11 protein-coding genes are annotated in these 16,404 nt (G+C 72.1%); 6 read left to right on the top strand and 5 right to left on the bottom strand.

The window, feature by feature from the left end:
• The first annotated feature begins 74 nt into the window (after positions 1 to 74).
• The gene (xylA, locus tag ACSYGO_RS09235) at positions 75 to 1,241 is read left to right on the top strand and encodes a xylose isomerase (protein WP_460386451.1); all 1,167 of its coding nucleotides are present in this window, start codon (positions 75 to 77) and stop codon (positions 1,239 to 1,241) included.
• Positions 1,242 to 1,863: 622 nt separating this feature from the next.
• Positions 1,864 to 2,481 (top strand): hypothetical protein, encoded by a 618-nt coding sequence (locus tag ACSYGO_RS09230; RefSeq protein WP_460386450.1) that lies wholly within the window; start codon positions 1,864 to 1,866, stop codon positions 2,479 to 2,481.
• A 14-nt stretch (positions 2,482 to 2,495) separates the two neighbouring features.
• Here the strand turns inward: ACSYGO_RS09230 and ACSYGO_RS09225 are convergent, their stop codons facing one another.
• The 3 genes from ACSYGO_RS09225 to ACSYGO_RS09215 all read right to left on the bottom strand — a co-directional run bounded on the left by ACSYGO_RS09225 (position 2,496) and on the right by ACSYGO_RS09215 (position 8,147).
• A complete protein-coding gene (locus tag ACSYGO_RS09225; protein ID WP_460386449.1) occupies positions 2,496 to 3,839 on the bottom strand; it encodes an esterase-like activity of phytase family protein in 1,344 nt (447 codons plus the stop codon).
• Positions 3,840 to 3,927: 88 nt separating this feature from the next.
• Complete coding sequence (locus tag ACSYGO_RS09220; protein WP_460386448.1) at positions 3,928 to 5,208, bottom strand: SWIM zinc finger family protein; 1,281 nt, start codon at positions 5,206 to 5,208, stop codon at positions 3,928 to 3,930.
• The gene (locus ACSYGO_RS09215; protein WP_460386447.1) at positions 5,205 to 8,147 is read right to left on the bottom strand and encodes a DEAD/DEAH box helicase; all 2,943 of its coding nucleotides are present in this window, start codon (positions 8,145 to 8,147) and stop codon (positions 5,205 to 5,207) included. Before ACSYGO_RS09215 ends, ACSYGO_RS09220 begins: the two co-directional genes overlap by 4 nt.
• Positions 8,148 to 8,377: 230 nt before the next feature.
• Between ACSYGO_RS09215 and ACSYGO_RS09210 the strand changes: the two genes are divergently transcribed.
• Together ACSYGO_RS09210 and ACSYGO_RS09205 are read left to right on the top strand one after the other, a co-directional pair.
• On the top strand, positions 8,378 to 9,430 hold the full coding sequence (locus tag ACSYGO_RS09210; RefSeq protein WP_460386446.1) for a fatty acid desaturase family protein: 1,053 nt from the start codon (positions 8,378 to 8,380) through the stop codon (positions 9,428 to 9,430).
• A gap of 105 nt (positions 9,431 to 9,535) precedes the next feature.
• Positions 9,536 to 9,718, top strand: a complete 183-nt coding sequence (locus tag ACSYGO_RS09205; RefSeq protein ID WP_028800308.1) for a hypothetical protein — start codon at positions 9,536 to 9,538, stop codon at positions 9,716 to 9,718.
• A gap of 4 nt (positions 9,719 to 9,722) precedes the next feature.
• Here the strand turns inward: ACSYGO_RS09205 and ACSYGO_RS09200 are convergent, their stop codons facing one another.
• Entirely contained in the window at positions 9,723 to 11,102 is a 1,380-nt protein-coding gene (locus ACSYGO_RS09200) for a tannase/feruloyl esterase family alpha/beta hydrolase (protein ID WP_460386445.1), read from the bottom strand.
• Positions 11,103 to 11,250: 148 nt separating this feature from the next.
• Complete coding sequence (locus tag ACSYGO_RS09195) at positions 11,251 to 11,571, bottom strand: GYD domain-containing protein (RefSeq protein ID WP_432186823.1); 321 nt, start codon at positions 11,569 to 11,571, stop codon at positions 11,251 to 11,253.
• Positions 11,572 to 12,108: 537 nt separating this feature from the next.
• Here ACSYGO_RS09195 and ACSYGO_RS09190 point away from each other — a divergent pair.
• The gene (locus tag ACSYGO_RS09190) at positions 12,109 to 12,621 is read left to right on the top strand and encodes a CAP domain-containing protein (RefSeq protein WP_426678620.1); all 513 of its coding nucleotides are present in this window, start codon (positions 12,109 to 12,111) and stop codon (positions 12,619 to 12,621) included.
• A gap of 317 nt (positions 12,622 to 12,938) precedes the next feature.
• Positions 12,939 to 16,343, top strand: a complete 3,405-nt coding sequence (locus ACSYGO_RS09185) for a hypothetical protein (RefSeq protein WP_460386444.1) — start codon at positions 12,939 to 12,941, stop codon at positions 16,341 to 16,343.
• Positions 16,344 to 16,404: the final 61 nt, after the last annotated feature.

The following is a 16,404-nucleotide window of genomic DNA, read 5'->3' as shown; positions in this document are numbered from 1 at the left end:
TCCCAGAGATGCGTCCGCATACTAATTTGTTAACCGCCATGACGAAATAGTCGGAGCGAGCAAGGAGCCGCGACATGAACTACCAGCCCACCCCCGAGGACAGGTTCACCTTCGGCCTGTGGACCGTCGGCTGGCAGGGAAGGGACCCGTTCGGCGAAGCCACCCGGAGGGCCCTGGACCCGGTCGAGACGGTGCAGCGCCTGGCCGAGCTCGGTGCCTACGGAGTGACGTTCCACGACGACGACCTGATCCCCTTCGGGTCCTCGGACGGCGAGCGCGAGTCGCACATCAAGCGGTTCCGGCAGGCCCTGGACGCCACGGGCCTGAAGGTGCCGATGGCCACGACCAACCTGTTCACGCACCCCGTCTTCAAGGACGGCGCGTTCACCGCGAACGACCGCGACGTGCGCCGTTACGCCCTGCGCAAGACGATCCGGAACATCGACCTGGCGGTCGAACTCGGCGCCGAGACGTATGTGGCGTGGGGCGGCCGGGAGGGTGCCGAGTCCGGTGCCGCCAAGGACGTCCGGGTCGCGCTCGACCGCATGAAGGAGGCCTTCGACCTCCTCGGCGAGTACGTGACTTCCCAGGGCTACGACCTGAAGTTCGCCATCGAGCCGAAGCCCAACGAGCCGCGCGGCGACATCCTGCTGCCCACGGTGGGTCACGCCCTCGCCTTCATCGAGCGCCTGGAGCGCCCGGAGCTGTACGGCGTGAACCCCGAGGTGGGTCACGAGCAGATGGCCGGGCTGAACTTCCCGCACGGCATCGCGCAGGCCCTGTGGGCGGGGAAGCTCTTCCACATCGACCTCAACGGCCAGTCGGGCATCAAGTACGACCAGGACCTGCGCTTCGGGGCGGGCGACCTGCGTGCCGCGTTCTGGCTCGTCGACCTCCTGGAGAGCGCCGGTTACGCCGGGCCGAAGCACTTCGACTTCAAGCCGCCGCGCACCGAGGACTTCGACGGTGTCTGGGCGTCGGCCGCCGGCTGCATGCGCAACTACCTGATCCTGCGGGAGCGCTCCGCGGCCTTCCGCGCCGACCCCGAGGTCCAGGAGGCCCTGCGTGCCTCGCGCCTGGACGAGCTGGCGCAGCCCACGGCGGCCGACGGCCTGAAGGGGCTGCTCGGTGACCGGACGGCCTTCGAGGACTTCGACGTGGACGCGGCGGCCGCGCGCGGGATGGCCTTCGAGCGCCTGGACCAGCTGGCGATGGACCACCTGCTGGGTGCGCGGGGCTGACCGGTCCCACGCGGCGTGGGCCCGCCTTCGGGCGGGCCTGCCCCAGCGGGACGTCGCGGCCGGGGCTCGCGCCCGGGCGCGTCCGCCCCCACCTCGTGGCCGGCTCCGGTGGGATCGGTGAGTTCGGAGGGGTCAGGGGGGTCGGTGGGTTCGGAACGTTCCCTGGGCGAATGATGCGGAATCGTGCGATCCATGCCATGAGTCCGTATCAACTTCCGTACAGGGCTCGCGTGATGACCGGTTCGGCACGACTCTTGACGGTATGGCCATGCCGCCCGTACCGCCTCGACCGCCGGGAGACACGCCGCCCCCAGATGACGGCGGCTTCGGCTCGCCACCGGGAGGCTACGACCCACCGTCCGGTGGACATGGATCGCCGACAGGTGGCGACGGATCGCAGTCAGGCGGATACGGACCTTCGTCCGGTGGCTACGGACCACCGTCCGGTGGCCATGGATCGCAGTCCGGTGGTTACGGTCCTCCAGGGGGCCACGGTCCGGCTCCCGGCGGCTTCGGGCCGCCGTCGCAGGGAGGCGGAGGATGGCAGCCACCGCCACCTCCCGGACCGCCGGGCGGCGGACCCGGAGGCCACCGGGGCGGGCGGCGCAGGAACACGCTTCTCGTGGTGCTCGCCTTGATGGTGACCGTCGGTGTCGTGGTGGCCGTGATCGCGGTGGCGACGGGAGGCGGCGGGGACGGGAAGGACGACAAGTCTCCGGAGGCCAGCGGAAGTACGCGGCGGACGCCCGGCCCCTCGCTGAGCATCCCGTCCGAACTGCCCTCCGCACCCTCGGACCTGCCCAGTGCCGTGCCGACCCTCCCCTCGGACCTGCCCACCGACGTCGTCCCCAGCGACCTCCGCTCGCTCTTCCCGACGCCCGCGGGCAACGAGTTGCCGTACTACATGCTGACCACGGGGGACTGTTTCGACGCGGACGGCAGCCGGCCCGGACAGGCCGCCAAGCGTTCGTGCAGCAAGCCGCACGACGCCGAGGTGGTGAAGGTGGCCGTGCTCGAAGGCACCTACACCACCGACGCCGCCCTCAAGAAGGCGGCGTCGGCCCTCTGCCGAGTGCCCCTGGAGCGCAAGGCGGCCAAGCAGTCCGCGGGCACCGTACGCGGCACGCTCGTGCAGTACCCGGATTCCGGCGGCTACCGGATCGGCATCGACAAAGTGGCGTGCAGTCTGGCGGCGGACGTCGGCAACGGCACCCGCAAACTCACCAAGCCGCTGAAGTGAGCGGCACGCAGACGTCAGATTCCGTGCGGCAGCCGCACGTACGTCACCGTCGTCTCGATGCCGCTGTCGACCAGCCGGCCCTGGGCGTCGAACGCGCCCGACCCGTCGGTCATCCCGAAGTCGTTGTCGTTGATGAGGGCCAGCGTGTCGTGATCCACGCGCGCGACGCCCTCGACCTTTCCGGGCACCCCCGCGACGGTGCCCAGGTCCACGACCAGATGCTTGCCCAGCACCGGGACACCGGCGGCAGCGGGGTCGTCGAGCTGCTCCAGGGAGGGCGACGTCGCGTCGTCGTCCCACGGGCCGCCGAGGATGTCCGCGTGCCGCGACAGCTTCACCAGGTGCAGACGCGCAGCCTTGTCGGTGCGCTCCTCGACGAGCAGCCGATCGCCTCCGACGGCCACCACGGAGGAGATCTTGAGCTCCGAGGTGTCGTCCTCGCTCGGGTCGACCACGTTCACGGGGTCGAAGCGGTACGCGTACTCGGCGGTGACGGCACGCTTCTTGGGGGAGAAGCGCACCAGCCGGGTGGTGCGCGAGGCGTCTCCCGCGGCACCGTCCGGCAGGGAGAGCGGGCTCTGCAGCGCCATCACCAGATCGCCGCAGGGCAGCAGGGCGAGCCCTTCGAAGCCGCGGTTGATCTTCCGGTGCAGCAGGACCGACGGCAGTGCCTCCACCACCGGATAGTCCGCGCCGGTCAGGTTCAGCCCCTTGGGAACGTAGCGCGTGAGCACCTTCCCGCGCGCGGAGACGTGGATCAGCGACGGCCCGTACTCGTCGATGAGCCAGAAGGTGCCGTCCGCGGCGCGTACGATCCCCTCGGTGTCCACACCGTTCGGGTTGAACGTGAGAGGGGTCAGGGCGTCGTAGGAGTACGGTGCCTCGTCGCGTCCCGCCTGGTTGGACAGACCGGTGACGGGCTTCCCGGAAGACGTGGTGATCGGGATCGCGTCGATCACCTTCACGCTGTCACCGGTCACGCGGATCTTCACGATCGCCGGGTCGAACCCCGGCACGGGGAAGGTCCGGCGCTTCTTGCCGTCCACCTTGATCTGGCCGTTGGGGCCGCGGTCGGTGACCGTCCAGAACTCGCCCTTGCGTCCCGCCGGGTAGATGTCGCTGCCGATGCCGCCCAGGTCCACACCCCGGTCGTCGTCCACCGTGCCCGGCAGCAGCGAGTTGCTGAACGCGCCGAGCGGGACGTCGCCGAGCGTGGCGGTGCGCGTCACGTGCGGCTGCGCCGGGCTGCCGGCTGCGCTCGCGGAGCCGGCCACCGCGAGGGCGGCCAGCACGGCGAGCGGCAGGCCCGCTGCGACGGAACGGTTGACGCGGCGCCTGCCGACGGCGTGCGGGGACATCAGGCCTCCTGGGGCACAAGTTCAGTGTCAGCGGCCAGAGTTGGCCTCGACCCCCAACGCCGGGCGACCTTGAGATGAACGCCGCGCGTCAACCATTCATCGGGTCTCCTCCGGCCGCGGCGAGGGCCGTCGCCGGGTCCCGCCCCGCCGGCCCGGCGGGGGCCCATCGGCCCCGCTCCTCGCGGTACGGCCACCACCTGCCGTCCCGGCCCAGGCGCAACTGGACGCCACCGCCGCCGATGCCGACGGCCGTCCAGCGGTTGTCGGCCGAGACCAGCCGCGGTCGCTCGTCCTCGTCCCAGGCCGACTCCAGGGCGTCACGCGCGCGTGCCAGCACTTCGCCCTCCACGGCCCACGTGTCCTCAAGGACCGACAGCGCGGCAGCGCCCCCGTGACGCCAGGCACGTACGGCGAGTCGCAGAGCCTCGGCGTCGCGCCCCGAACCCTCGGCCAGGCGCTGGAGGACAGACTGGTCCGGGTCCGCGGCGGCCAGTCGCACCGCGTCCTGGGCGAGCGACAGCTCCTGGCCGACCGCCTGCTGCCCGTGCCCGTCCGTGAGCGCCTCACGGAGGAGCCGGTACGCGTCGCCCGCCGCGGCGGCCGCGACGAACTCGAGGGCGGCCGGGTCGAGTCCGGGCGCGGGGGCGGTCTCGGCGTCCAGTGCGGGCGGCGGTCCGGGCTCGCCCGGCAGGTCGGCGACAGGCGGCAGTGACGGCAGGATGTCCCCCGCGGCGTACGCCTCGGCCGCGTCCACACCCTCCACGCGCGCGTGGTCTGCGTCCGACGGCTCCCGCCGCCGCGCACTGCCGCGCTCCTGGAGCTCGTCCAGCAGGACGTGCTCGGAACGCCCGCGCATCAGCAGCAGGACGAAGGGGTCCTGGTCGAGCAGCCTCGCCATCTGGTAGCAGAGGGCGGCCGTGTGCCCGCAGTGGTCCCAGGCGTCGCAGTCGCACTCGGCCTCCAGGTCGCCGAGCCCCGGCAGGAGCTCGATCCCGGCCGTCGCCGCGTCCTCGACGAGATGCGGCGGCATGTCGCGGTCGAGCAGTGCGGCGACGTGCCCGGCGCGCTCGACGGCCATGTCCAGGAAGCGGTCCCACTGTTCGTCGGACAGTTCCTGGAGCAGCACGTCCGCGCGATGGGCGGTACGGTCGTTGTCCTGGACCACGGCCGTGATGCGTCCGGGGCGGACCGACACGGCACCCACGGCACCCGCGCGTGCCAGCCTGCGGCCCGTTTTCACCTGCCCCGAGTCCAACGCCGCGTCCTCCAGGGCCTTGAGCCACGCCAGGCCCCACCACGTCTGCGCGAAGCCCCGACCGTGCGCGGGCGGCAGCGCGGCGAACGTGCGTTCCTCGTCACGGTCCTTCATCGTGCGCCCCCTCGCAGTTCCACCAGGTCGGCCAGTTCCGCGTCCGTCAGTTCCGTGAGCGCGGCCTCACCGGAGCCCAGGACGGCATCGGCCAGTTGCTGTTTGTGTCGCAGCATGTCGGCGATCCGGTCCTCCACGGTCCCCTCGGTGATGAGCCGGTGCACCTGGACGGGACGGCTCTGCCCGATGCGGTACGCGCGGTCCGTGGCCTGGGCTTCCACGGCCGGGTTCCACCACCGGTCGTAGTGCACGACGTGCTCGGCCCGCGTGAGGTTCAGCCCTGTGCCGGCGGCCTTCAACGACAGCAGGAAGACCGGGACCTCACCTTCCTGGAAGCGCTCCACCATCGCTTCCCGCTCGGTCACGGGCGTTCCCCCGTGCAGGAACAGCGTCGGCACACCGCGCATCGCCAGATGACGCTCGATCAGGCGGGCCATCTGCACGTACTGGGTGAAGACCAGGACGCTCGCGTCCTCGGAGAGGATCGTGTCGAGCAGCTCGTCCAGCAACTCCAGCTTCCCCGACCTGCCGGGAATCCTGGGCTGCGCTTCCTTGAGGAACTGCGCCGGATGGTTGCAGATCTGCTTCAGCCCGGTCAGCAGCTTCATGACCAGACCGCGCCGTGCGACGCCGTCCGCCTCGGAGATCTCCGCGAGGGTCTCGCGCACCACGGCCTCGTACAGGCCCGCCTGCTCCTTGGTCAGTGCCACGGCGCGGTCCGTCTCCGTCTTCGGCGGCAGCTCGGGCGCGATGCCCGGGTCCGACTTGCGGCGACGCAGAAGGAACGGCCCCACGAGGCGGGCGAGCCGCTCGGCCGCCGCGGGGTCCAGTCCGCCCTCGACCGCCTGCGCGTACCGTGTGCGGAAGGTGCTGAGCGGCCCGAGCAGACCGGGTGTCGTCCAGTCGAGGATCGCCCACAGCTCGGAGAGGTTGTTCTCCACGGGGGTGCCGGTGAGCGCCACGCGCGCGCGTGCGCCGATCGTGCGCAGCGCCCGCGCCGTGGCCGAGTAGGGGTTCTTCACGTGCTGGGCCTCGTCCGCGACCACCATCCCCCACGGCACCTCGGCCGTACGCGGTGCGTCGAGCCGCATCGTGCCGTACGTCGTGAGGACGAACTCGCCGTCGGAGAGGCCTTCCAGGGAGCGCCGGGAACCGTGGAAGCGGCGTACGGGGGTGCCGGGGGCGAACTTCTCGATCTCGCGCTGCCAGTTGCCCATCAAGGAGGCCGGGCAGACCACCAGCGAGGGTCCCGCGGTCGACTCGGCCGTCTGCCGGTGAAGGTGCAGGGCGATCAGCGTGACGGTCTTGCCCAGACCCATGTCGTCGGCGAGGCAGCCGCCCAGACCCAAGGAGGTCATGCGGGCGAGCCAGTTGAGCCCCCGCCCCTGATAGTCGCGCAGCGTCGCGTCCAGTGCGGCGGGCTGCTCGACCGGCTCCTGACCCTCGGGGTCCGCCAGCCGCTCCCGCAGGGCCGCCAGCCATCCCGTCGGGCGTACGTCGACCCTGCGCCCGTCGACCTCCGTGGAGCCCGTCAGAGCCGCGCTCAACGCGTCGATGGGCGTGACCTTCCGGTCCTGCCGGGCCTGGGCGCGTCGCACCTCCTGGGGGTCCACGAGGACCCACTGGTCGCGCAGTCGCACGACGGGCCGGTTCGCCTCGGCCAGCCGGTCCAGTTCCTCGCGGGTGAGCTGCTGATCGCCCAGTGCGAACCACCAGTCGAAGGCGAGCATGGCGTCCGCGGACAGGAACGAGGGAGCGTCCGACCCGGCTTTCCCGGGGCCGCCGCCACCCGCGTTCCGAGCGGCGTCGCCGGCACCGTCCGCGTCGTCCGGCGGGCCGATGACCGCGCCGGTCGTCAGCTTTCGTGACAGTTCCTTCGGCCAGTGCACGTCGACACCCGCCGCCGCCAGGCTGCGGGCGCCTTCGCCGAGGAGCTCGGTGATCTCCTCCTCGGCGAGTTCCATGGAGTCCGGCACGGCCGCCGCGAGCAGCGGAGCCAGCGGTGTCCAGACGCGGGCGGCGCGACGCAGCGCGAGCAGGGCGTCCATCCGCGCGCGCGGGCCGAACCCGGTGGACCCCGACCACACGTCGGCGGCGTCCGCGACGAGAGCGGGATCGCTCACGCCGTGCACCTGCAGGACGGCACGGAACACCAGCCGCGCGTCCTCGGGTGCGTCCGACTCCAGCCCCGGCACCTCGACGCGCAGAGAGATGCGTACGTCCGAGTCGTGCACGGCGGCGACGTCGTCGAGCCAGGCACGGTGCTGGGGCACGCGCCGCGGCTCCGGGGCCGCGAAGGCCAGTCCGCCCGCCGCGAGGGGCGCCGCCGGCGAGCGGGGCAGCCCATCGGCGACCGCGTCGAGGAACGCGCGCAACAGCTGTTCGGGATCGGACAGCCGCAACGGTTCGACGTCGTCCAGGGGGATCGCGTGCGCCTCGGGCGGCATGGCGGCGGCCAGCTCGCGGACGCGTTCCATGTCCTGGGCGCGGAGCGGACCCGCGCGCCACGCGTCGTGGTCGCCGGGGGTCAGGCCGGGCAGCAGCAGTCCGCGTGCGGCGAACTGGAGGGCGAGCACGGCCGCGGCGCTCCAGAAGGAGGCGGACCGGTGCGCCCCGGCGACGGCACGCGCGCGCGTGAGCACCGGCAGAGCGGCTCGCACCGGCAGCAGCACGGCGGGCACGGCCACACGCTCGACGCCCTCCCCGCCGGGCAGCACGACCGTCAGGTCGTCGGGGGAGCCGGACGCCGCGGCGGGAAGGGGGTCGCCCTCCGGGCACCAGAACGCGACGCGGCTGGTCCGGGGCGGATCGGCCGGCGCGAACACGACACAGCAGCGGGCCAGTTCGGCGATCTCGGCGGGAGTCGCCGCGGGAATCCTGTGCTCGACGATGACGCATTCCTCAAATTTGACTACCGGGTCGGGCCGCCGAGGGTACATCACTCCGGCGTGCGGCGAGCGTCAGCGGCTGGGGGCGGACGGCGCGGACGGCACGGTCATGACGTGGACCACCGGGCCCGGGGGTGTTGCCAGCCCCCCTGAGGCGGCGGGGAGGACCCCCGCACGCACTCGGGTGGTGGCGTCATGGCCTCCCAAGGTCACCGATTCGTACGTTTCTTCAGGTCAGCCCGCCTCAGGTCAGCTCGCCTCACAAGACTCCGGAGACCGCCATGCCCCAGACCGCCACAGCCCTCGCCGAACACTCGACGGTCGCGGACGGCGGGCCTCCAGGAAGCGAGTTCGCTCCGCTCCTGCGCACCGTGAAGGGCCGAGGGTTCCTCGAGCGGCGCCGTGGCTGGTACGCGCGCGAGATCTGCGTGAACGCGCTGGCCCTGGCCGGTGCCGTGACCGGCATCGTCCTGACCGGCGACTCCTGGGCGGTCCTGCTCCTCGCCCCCGTACTCGCCGTCCTCTCCGCCCGAACGGCGTTCATAGGCCACGACGCGGGCCACTCGCAGATCACGGACGACAAAGCGGTCGGCCGCCTGATCGGACTCGTCCACGGCAACCTGCTGCTGGGCATGAGCTACTCCTGGTGGAACCACAAGCACAACCGCCACCACTCCAACCCCAACCACATCGACAAGGACCCGGACGTCGCCGCCGACGTGCTGGTCTTCACGAGTGGCCAGGCGAAGGGCCGGGCCGGGTTCAGGCGCTGGCTCACCCGCAACCAGGCCTGGCTCTTCTTCCCACTCACCCTGCTCGAAGGCGTCGCCCTGAAGGTGCACGGGTTCCGGGACCTGCGTCGCCAGCCGCCGGGTGAGCGGGCCGTGGAGGCACTGCTTCTGGTCGCCCACGTCGTCGCCTACGCCACCTTGCTGCTGACCTCCATGTCCCCGGGCAAAGCTCTCGCCTTCGCCGCCCTCCATCAGGCACTGTTCGGCCTTCACCTGGGCATGTCCTTCGCGCCCAACCACAAGGGCATGGAGATGCCCGACCCCGACGGTGAACGCTGGGGGCATCTGCGCCGCCAGGTGCTGACCTCGCGCAATGTCCGGGGCGGTGCCCTGACGGACTGGTTCCTCGGTGGCCTGAACTACCAGATCGAGCACCACCTGTTCCCCAGCATGCCGCGCCCCCATCTCCGTCTCGTCCAGCCCCTGGTGCGCGCGCGCTGCGGGGAGTTGGGTATCACCTACGCGGAGACCGGGCTCGTCGACTCCTACCGGCAGGCCCTGCGCCACATGCACGAGGTGGGTGAGCCCCTCAGGGTCGAGTAAGGGGCGCGCCTCAGGGACGTATCAGGGTCGCGGTCCGGAACCGTCGGACGCGGGGACCCGTTCTCAGAACAGAGAGCGGCAGCAGCCGCGGAGGAGGCGACACACATGTCGAAGAACGCGAAGATCGCCGCAGGAGGCGTGGCGGTCGGCCTGATCCTGCTGATCTGGGTGCCCTGGTGGGTCGCCTTCTTGATCGTGCTGGGCGTCCCGGCCGCCGCGTACCTTGCGCTGGACCCCTCGCAGCGGCGCAGGCTGCGCCGCGTCACGCGCAAGGAGCTCGGCCGCTGAGGCGTCACCGACGCCGTGCGTCGCCCTCCAGCGCGCAGGAGCCGACCACGTCCCCGCCCGCGGGCCTGCCGACGGTACGGTCCGCGGGCGGCCGGACGCCCCGCTCCACCCAGGCGGTCAGCACGTCGAACGCGGACCGGTAGCAGGGCAGGATCGGCCGCAGCCGGTCCGGGTAGGTGTCGTACAGCCCGTCGACATGCGTGCCGCCCTCGATCACGTAGTAGCGGTGCAGCCTTCCCCGGCCCTGCTCGTCGACCATCCGCGCGTACACGTCGGAGTCGGCCGCCTCGGGCAGCAGCGCGTCCAGGTCGCCGTGCAGCGTGATCATGGGTTTGCCGATCCGTCCGGACAGGGCGACCCGGGCCACGGCGCGGTGGACGGCCGCAGGCCGTGCGGTGTAGTCGTACGCGGCGTCGGAGGCGCACGGCGCCAGGATCTGTTCGGCGGAGGAGCCGGCCGAGACGCCAGGGCAGTCCGCGTCGTACGAAGGGTCGAACTCGGCCCGGTAGATCTTCTGTGTCACGCCCCAGTAGGCCTTCTCGTGGTACGGCCACAGGAACTCGGAGCCGTGGGCGAATCCCGCGTCGTAGAGAGCCTCGTCGCCTGCCGAACCGAGCGTCCGCGCCACGGCGGCCGGCAGCGAGGTGAGCAGGTTCGGCCCGTGCGCGGTCCACAGCGCGCCCTCCCAGTCGACGCCGCCGTCGTACAGCTCCGGATGGTTCTCGAGTTGCCACCGGGTGAGGTAGCCGCCGTTGGAGATGCCGGTCATGTACGTGCGTCGCGGCGCCCGGCCGTAGCGCTGGGCGACGACCTTGCGGGCGGCGCGGGTGAGCTGTGTCGTCCGCGCGTTCCATTCGGCGACGGCGTCACCGGGCCGCTTCCCGTCGCGGTAGAAGTCGGCCCCGTTGTTGCCCTTGTCGGTGGCGGCGTACGCGTATCCCTGGGCGAGCACCTGGTCGGATATGGCCGTGTCGGTCGCGTACTGCTTGCGCGTGCCGGGCGCGCCGGTGACCACCAGACCGCCGTTCCAGTGGTCGGGCAGCCGGATCACGAACTGCGCGTCGTGCCCCCAGCCGTGCGTGGCGTTGAAGCGCGAACTGTCGGGGAAGTACCCGTCGATCTGCACGCCGGGCACCCCGGACGGATTGCGCGTGCCCTTGGCCGTCAGACCCGCCTGATCGGCCAAGTCCGTGTACGGAGTCCCGGCGAGCCCCGAGGTGGTCAGGTCGGCCAGGCACGCACTCTGCTGATGGACCGCACCGGGCACCGTCGCCCTCTCCTGCCGCGCACAGTGCCCCGCGCCGCCGTCGGCCGAGGCGGAACCCGGCACTGTCAGCACCATCAGAGCGGCGGCGAACAGGGGGACACCACGAGACACACGCATGACCGGCCTCCGAGACAGGGCGCGAGAGCTGAAGGGGAGCGAAGCGCTGCCTCATGGTGCGGAACAGCCATCGGCTCGACCATGGGGTCGGACCACATGGAACGGACGCCGCATATGGTGAAACAGACCGGTCTGAAAGCCTGTTGGGCTACCGGCCGGGAGCGCGGAAGGGCACCTGCCGACGGGCGGCCTCGTCGATCTCGTCGAGTGTGAGGAGGGGAGTGGCCCGGGTGTGGAGGGCCCCGCTGGCCTTGACGGCGAGGCTCGCGGCGGCCATGGAGACCGGGTCGGGGAAGTCGACGATGATCACGATGTCGTCCTGCCCGAAGGCGAAGTACATGGCCTCGACCGTCCCGCCGAGACCGGTCACCACCTGGTCCACGGCGGCGCGGCGGCCGCTCGCGCCTTCGTCGATCAGCCCCTTGGTGCCCTCGGGCGTGTAGGTGGCCTGAATGAGGAACTTCGGCATGGGGCGCTCCCTGTCCGTCGACGGTCCGGTACGCAGAGTGGGCTTCCCGCTGGGACAGAAACGCAAGGTGCCGAGCGGCCGGATTCACCCGTTGGAAGTGCAACCTGTTGCCACTGATGAAGTGTCACCAAGGGGCGCTGCCAGGGATCCTGTGGGCAGGGGTCGAAGGGTGAACCGGCACGTGGGTCGAGGCGTGCGAAGCGGCGAAGCGCCCGCTCCGGACAGCGTTCCTCCGACGGGGCCGTCAACGCCCTCTCGCGTCCGAGCCGGCCTTCCGGCTGGATTCGTGGCCGGGCCGCACCGGGCGTAACGTGAAGTTGTACGAGCGCAGGCGCAGGGCAACTGGTGGGGCCGACGGTGGCCAAGGTTCTCCGGACGGTCGCATACCGTGCTCGCGTCCACCCCGCGCTCCCTCGGCCGGGCCGAACCGGCCGGCGCCGCACGCGGCCGGCCGCACAGTGTGGGCATGTAGGACCGCGGTCCCGCACCGCATCCGGGCCCCCGGGGGAATAACCCTTCCGATCGAAGGCCATACCCATGCGCACCAGCACACGAATATGCCGTCTCTGCGCCGCCACCTGCGCGGCACCCCTTCTGGTGCTCGCCGGAGCAGCCGGCGCCGGTGCCGCCACGGTCACCGTGCCGGCGACCACACCGAATGTCGTCCAGGCCACGCCCAGCGAGATCCTCGATCTGGTCAATGCCGAACGCGCGAAGGCGAACTGCCCCGCCCTCAAGGAGAACGCCCAGCTCACCAAGGCCGCCCAGGTCTTCGCGGACGACGCGTCGAAGAACAACCTGACGACCCACACCGGTTCCGACGGCTCCACCGACGCGCAGCGGGTCAAGGACGCGGGCTACAACGCGAAAGAGTCCATCGGTGTCGGTGAGAACATGGCTTGGGGCAGCTCCACCGACGCCAAGAGCATCGTCGACGGCTGGATCAAGAGTTCTGGCCACCACCGCAACATTGTGAACTGCAGCTACGTCGACACCGGCGTCGCCGTCAGCGGCAAGTACGCGGTGCAGGTCTTCGCATCACCCGCGTGACACCGCTTCCCTGACGGACAGTGATCCGTGTGACGGGCCGGGCTCCGACCGGGTGGGCGGAGCCCGGCAACCGCGATGCCCCGGGAAACCGGGGCATCGCCGAACAGTCGTGGCCGTCGTCCCGCCTGCGCCGAACGTCACTTTTCAGAGGGGGAGTTGACAGCGGTTCGGGCCGGCCCACGTGGGCAGCGACGCACGTCACCTCGGCGACCGGAGCGCAGATGGACGAAAACCCGTTGCGCACTTGATCACTCGTCGCCGACGATGACCGGCATGAAGCATGGAAAGGAGGCCCAGCGGCTCCTCGGTGAGCGCTGATGGCCGAACACGAGGCGTCGCAGACGCCGCAGCCCCCGTCCCACATGCCCCACACGCCGCCGGCGCCGCTGACGCCCGCCTGGCTGAGGGCCCACTTCGACCCCTTGCCCTTCCCGGCACGCATGAGCGCCCTCGCGCGCTACGCCCGCACGCTGACTCCGCACGCGTACGCATCGCTCCAGCGGGCCCTCGACGCCGGAGACCCCGGCGAACGGCACACCGGTCTCTTCCTCGCCGTCGCACGTCGCGACCTCGACCGGGTGACCGAAGCCCTCATGGATCCGCTGCTGGGACGCCGCGCGCGATCGGCCGCACTCCGGCTGCCCGTTCCCGAACACGCTCTGGAACGTCTCGCCCTGAGCGACATCAGGGCGATCCGCCACGACACCTACCGGCTCCTCAGGCTCAGCCGCCGAAGTTCGCTCGCCGCGCGGCTGCTGCCCCGGGTGCACGAGTGCCACGGTGCCCCGGAGGCGGCCTTCCTGCTGCCCGCCTGCCCGCCCGCAACCGTGCTCGCGTGGCTGCCCCGGCTCGACGCACCGATCGGGGCCCTGAATTCACTGGCCCGCACGGCACCCGCAGCCGTGGCGGAACATCTCGCCGGACGTTGGGAAGACGGAACGCCCCACGAGGCGACGACCATGGTGCGCCGGCACCGGGCGGTCGCCTCCGTCGCCGCCGGACGAGACCCCTCCGCGGCCCTGACCCTTCTGGAGCGGGCACCCGACCTGCTCACCCCGCCGGCCGTCGTCGCGGCCCTCCTCCGCCCCGCCGACGCGCTCGCGGTGCTGCGCGCGGCCAGGCCACGGGCCGACGGACAGCCCCGGGAGTACACGATTCCCGCAGGGCCGTTGCCGCCGTCCCAACGCAGGGCCCTGAAGGACCTGGCCGTCGACGACCTCATCACGCTGGCCGAACACCTTCCGGCCACCGGCAGTCGTGAACGAGCGCCGGGCCGCCGCGAGGTGGCGGCCGACGGACTGCTGCAACTCCTGCCGCCCGGCGAGCGGTTGCGCATCGTGGAGAGGCGCACGGTGGCGCGCGGCCGGTTGCGTGGGGTGGCGCTCACCACGCTGGCGGCCCTCGCCCCCGGCGACCGCGCGGACCTGCTCACCCCCTGGCTGCGGCGTCAGCGGAGATCCCCCTGGTCGGCAGCTCGCCTGGCCGCCGCCCTGCCCCTCGCCCAGGGCGAACCGCTGCTGCGCGAACTCGCCGCCGACCACCTGGTCCACCATCGTTCCCTGGCCTGGCCGGCCCTGCTGGCCTGCGCCGAACTCGAAGGTGACGCCGACCGGTTCGCACGGATCGCGCGTGACTGTGAACGGGCCTGGCACGACCAGGACGAGGTGCGCCGCGCGGCCCTCCAGCAACTCGCCGGAGCAGCGCCCCACCTGCTCACCGCTCTGCCCCGACAGGTCCTGCGTGACGCCGTCCTCACCACCGTGCAGTCCCGTGACTCCACGAGCGCCTCACTGGCCGCCGCCGCACGGCTGGCGCGGCGCGTCGCCGAGCGCGCCGCCGCCACCGGCCGTCACGAACGGGCCGCGTACGCGGTCGAACTGCTCGGCCAGGTCGTCTCCGCGGACCGGTACACGAGACCTGTGACGCCCCTCCACATCGGTGAAGAGGTCGCCCGGACCCTGTGGTCCGCCATCGCTCCGACCGCTGCGCACCGTGCCGAACTGACCACCGCGCTGGCGGAACTCCTCGGGCACCATCTCGCCGCACTGCCCGACCTCGAAGCACAGGTGCACCGGACCGCGCTCGAGACGGACGATCCGGCACTCGCGGCCCGCGCCGCTGCCGCCTGGGTGCGATCACCACGGACGAGGGAGCAGCGGTGCGGCGAACTGATCGCGGCGGACGCGACGTTCGCGACCGTTCCGGTCGTCCTGGGCACGATCGCGGCGCGCCGCACCGATCTGCTCGATCCCGTCCTCACCGCCGCTCTCGGACGGTTCTCGGGCCAGGCGCGCCCCCGTGCCACGGCCTGGGCGCCCGGTCTGCCCGCCGGTGTCGTCGGCCGGTGGCTCCCCCGCCAGCGGGAACAGTGGGAAGAGCACCACGCGCGCGTGGCCGCGGACGAGGCCGCACCGCTGCGCTCCAGGGCCGACGCGGCAGCCCTGCTCCGCGACCACGGACGGCTCACGGCGCTGGCCGAGAGCGCTCCGCAACCGGTGGCGGCCGCGGCCCTCGCTGCGCTGGCCGAGGGACCCGGCACCGAGTCGAGCGAGGACCTCCGCGACGTCCTTCTGCGGCACGCGGCGGCCGGCGGCGTCCGAGGACGGGCCGCGATGGCCTCGCTCCGGCGGCTCCTGGGACGGCTTCCCGACCGCGAGACCGTACCCCTGCTCGCACCGGTGGCGGCCGCGACCGGTGCTCCGGTGGGGACCCGTAAGGAGGCCGCCCGGGTGCTGGGCACTCTCCCCGGGGAGGACGCTTTCGAAGCGCTGGTGACGGCCTGGGACGTGCCGGGGCAGCATCCCGACGTCCGCGCCGTGCTGGCCCGCGGCCTCCTCACGAGGGTCGACCGGCCCGACGTGGCACAGCGCCTCGTCGAGGCGGCGGGAGAGGCTGCCGTGCGGGACGCCGTCGTGCACGCGCGCGTGGTCGTCGTGCGCGTCGCCGGCCGTGAGGCGTACGCGGCCTTCCTGGCACGACTCGTCGAGAAGGGTGACGAGGAGACAGTCGTCGCCGCGTGTCGTGCGCTGCCCGTATGGCTGCCACCAGGTGCCCGCGACGCGATGAAGGTGCTCGTCGACGCCTTCACCGCCCCGGAAAGGCCCCGCAGGGTGTGGGAAACAGCCGGTCGGCAGTTGGCGCTGCTCACCTCGGGGCCGACGATCGAAGGCCTGCTGTGCGACGCGTTCGACGTCCTGAGGGAGCGTGCCCGCTCCCTGGATCCTGGGATCCGTGCCGATGCCCTCAGACGGCTGCACGAGTGCTCCGACGTCCTTCAGCCGGGTCGCGGCGCGACTCAGACCTTCGCCGTCGCCGACACGCTCGCGGACACCCTCGAAGCCGTCGGACTCCACGCGGATGCCGCGCGCCTCAGCTGGCACGCGGCCATGGCCTGCGTGCGACTGGGCGACCACGAGGAACACCGGTGGGAACGCCTGCTCCGCCTGTACGAGGAACGGCCCGAGCGCCTGCGGTCCATGGAGCACCTGTCCGTGGACGTCGGCCGTCCCCGTGTGAACGCGGCGCTGCTCGCGGCGGTGCGGACCGTCCGAGCTCGCCGCACTTCCTCGTGCGGGCCGCTCGCGCTCGCGCTGGTCGGCATGGGAGGCCGGGGATCTCGCTGGAGCGAACCCTGGCGGGCCGAGCTCGACGCCCTGCGCGCCCACGAGGACCGTGAGACGGCCGTGAGCGCCCTCCTCGTGGACCCGGACGAGTACCGCTGAGGACGGCGCCGCCGGGCGGGCCGCGCGTCACGGGGTGGCCCGGCGCGCGGCGACTCGACCG

It is taken from the genome of Streptomyces krungchingensis (assembly GCF_054729265.1).
Note: the sequence above shows the minus strand (reverse complement) of the source record. Positions and strands in the feature narration are given on the sequence as shown.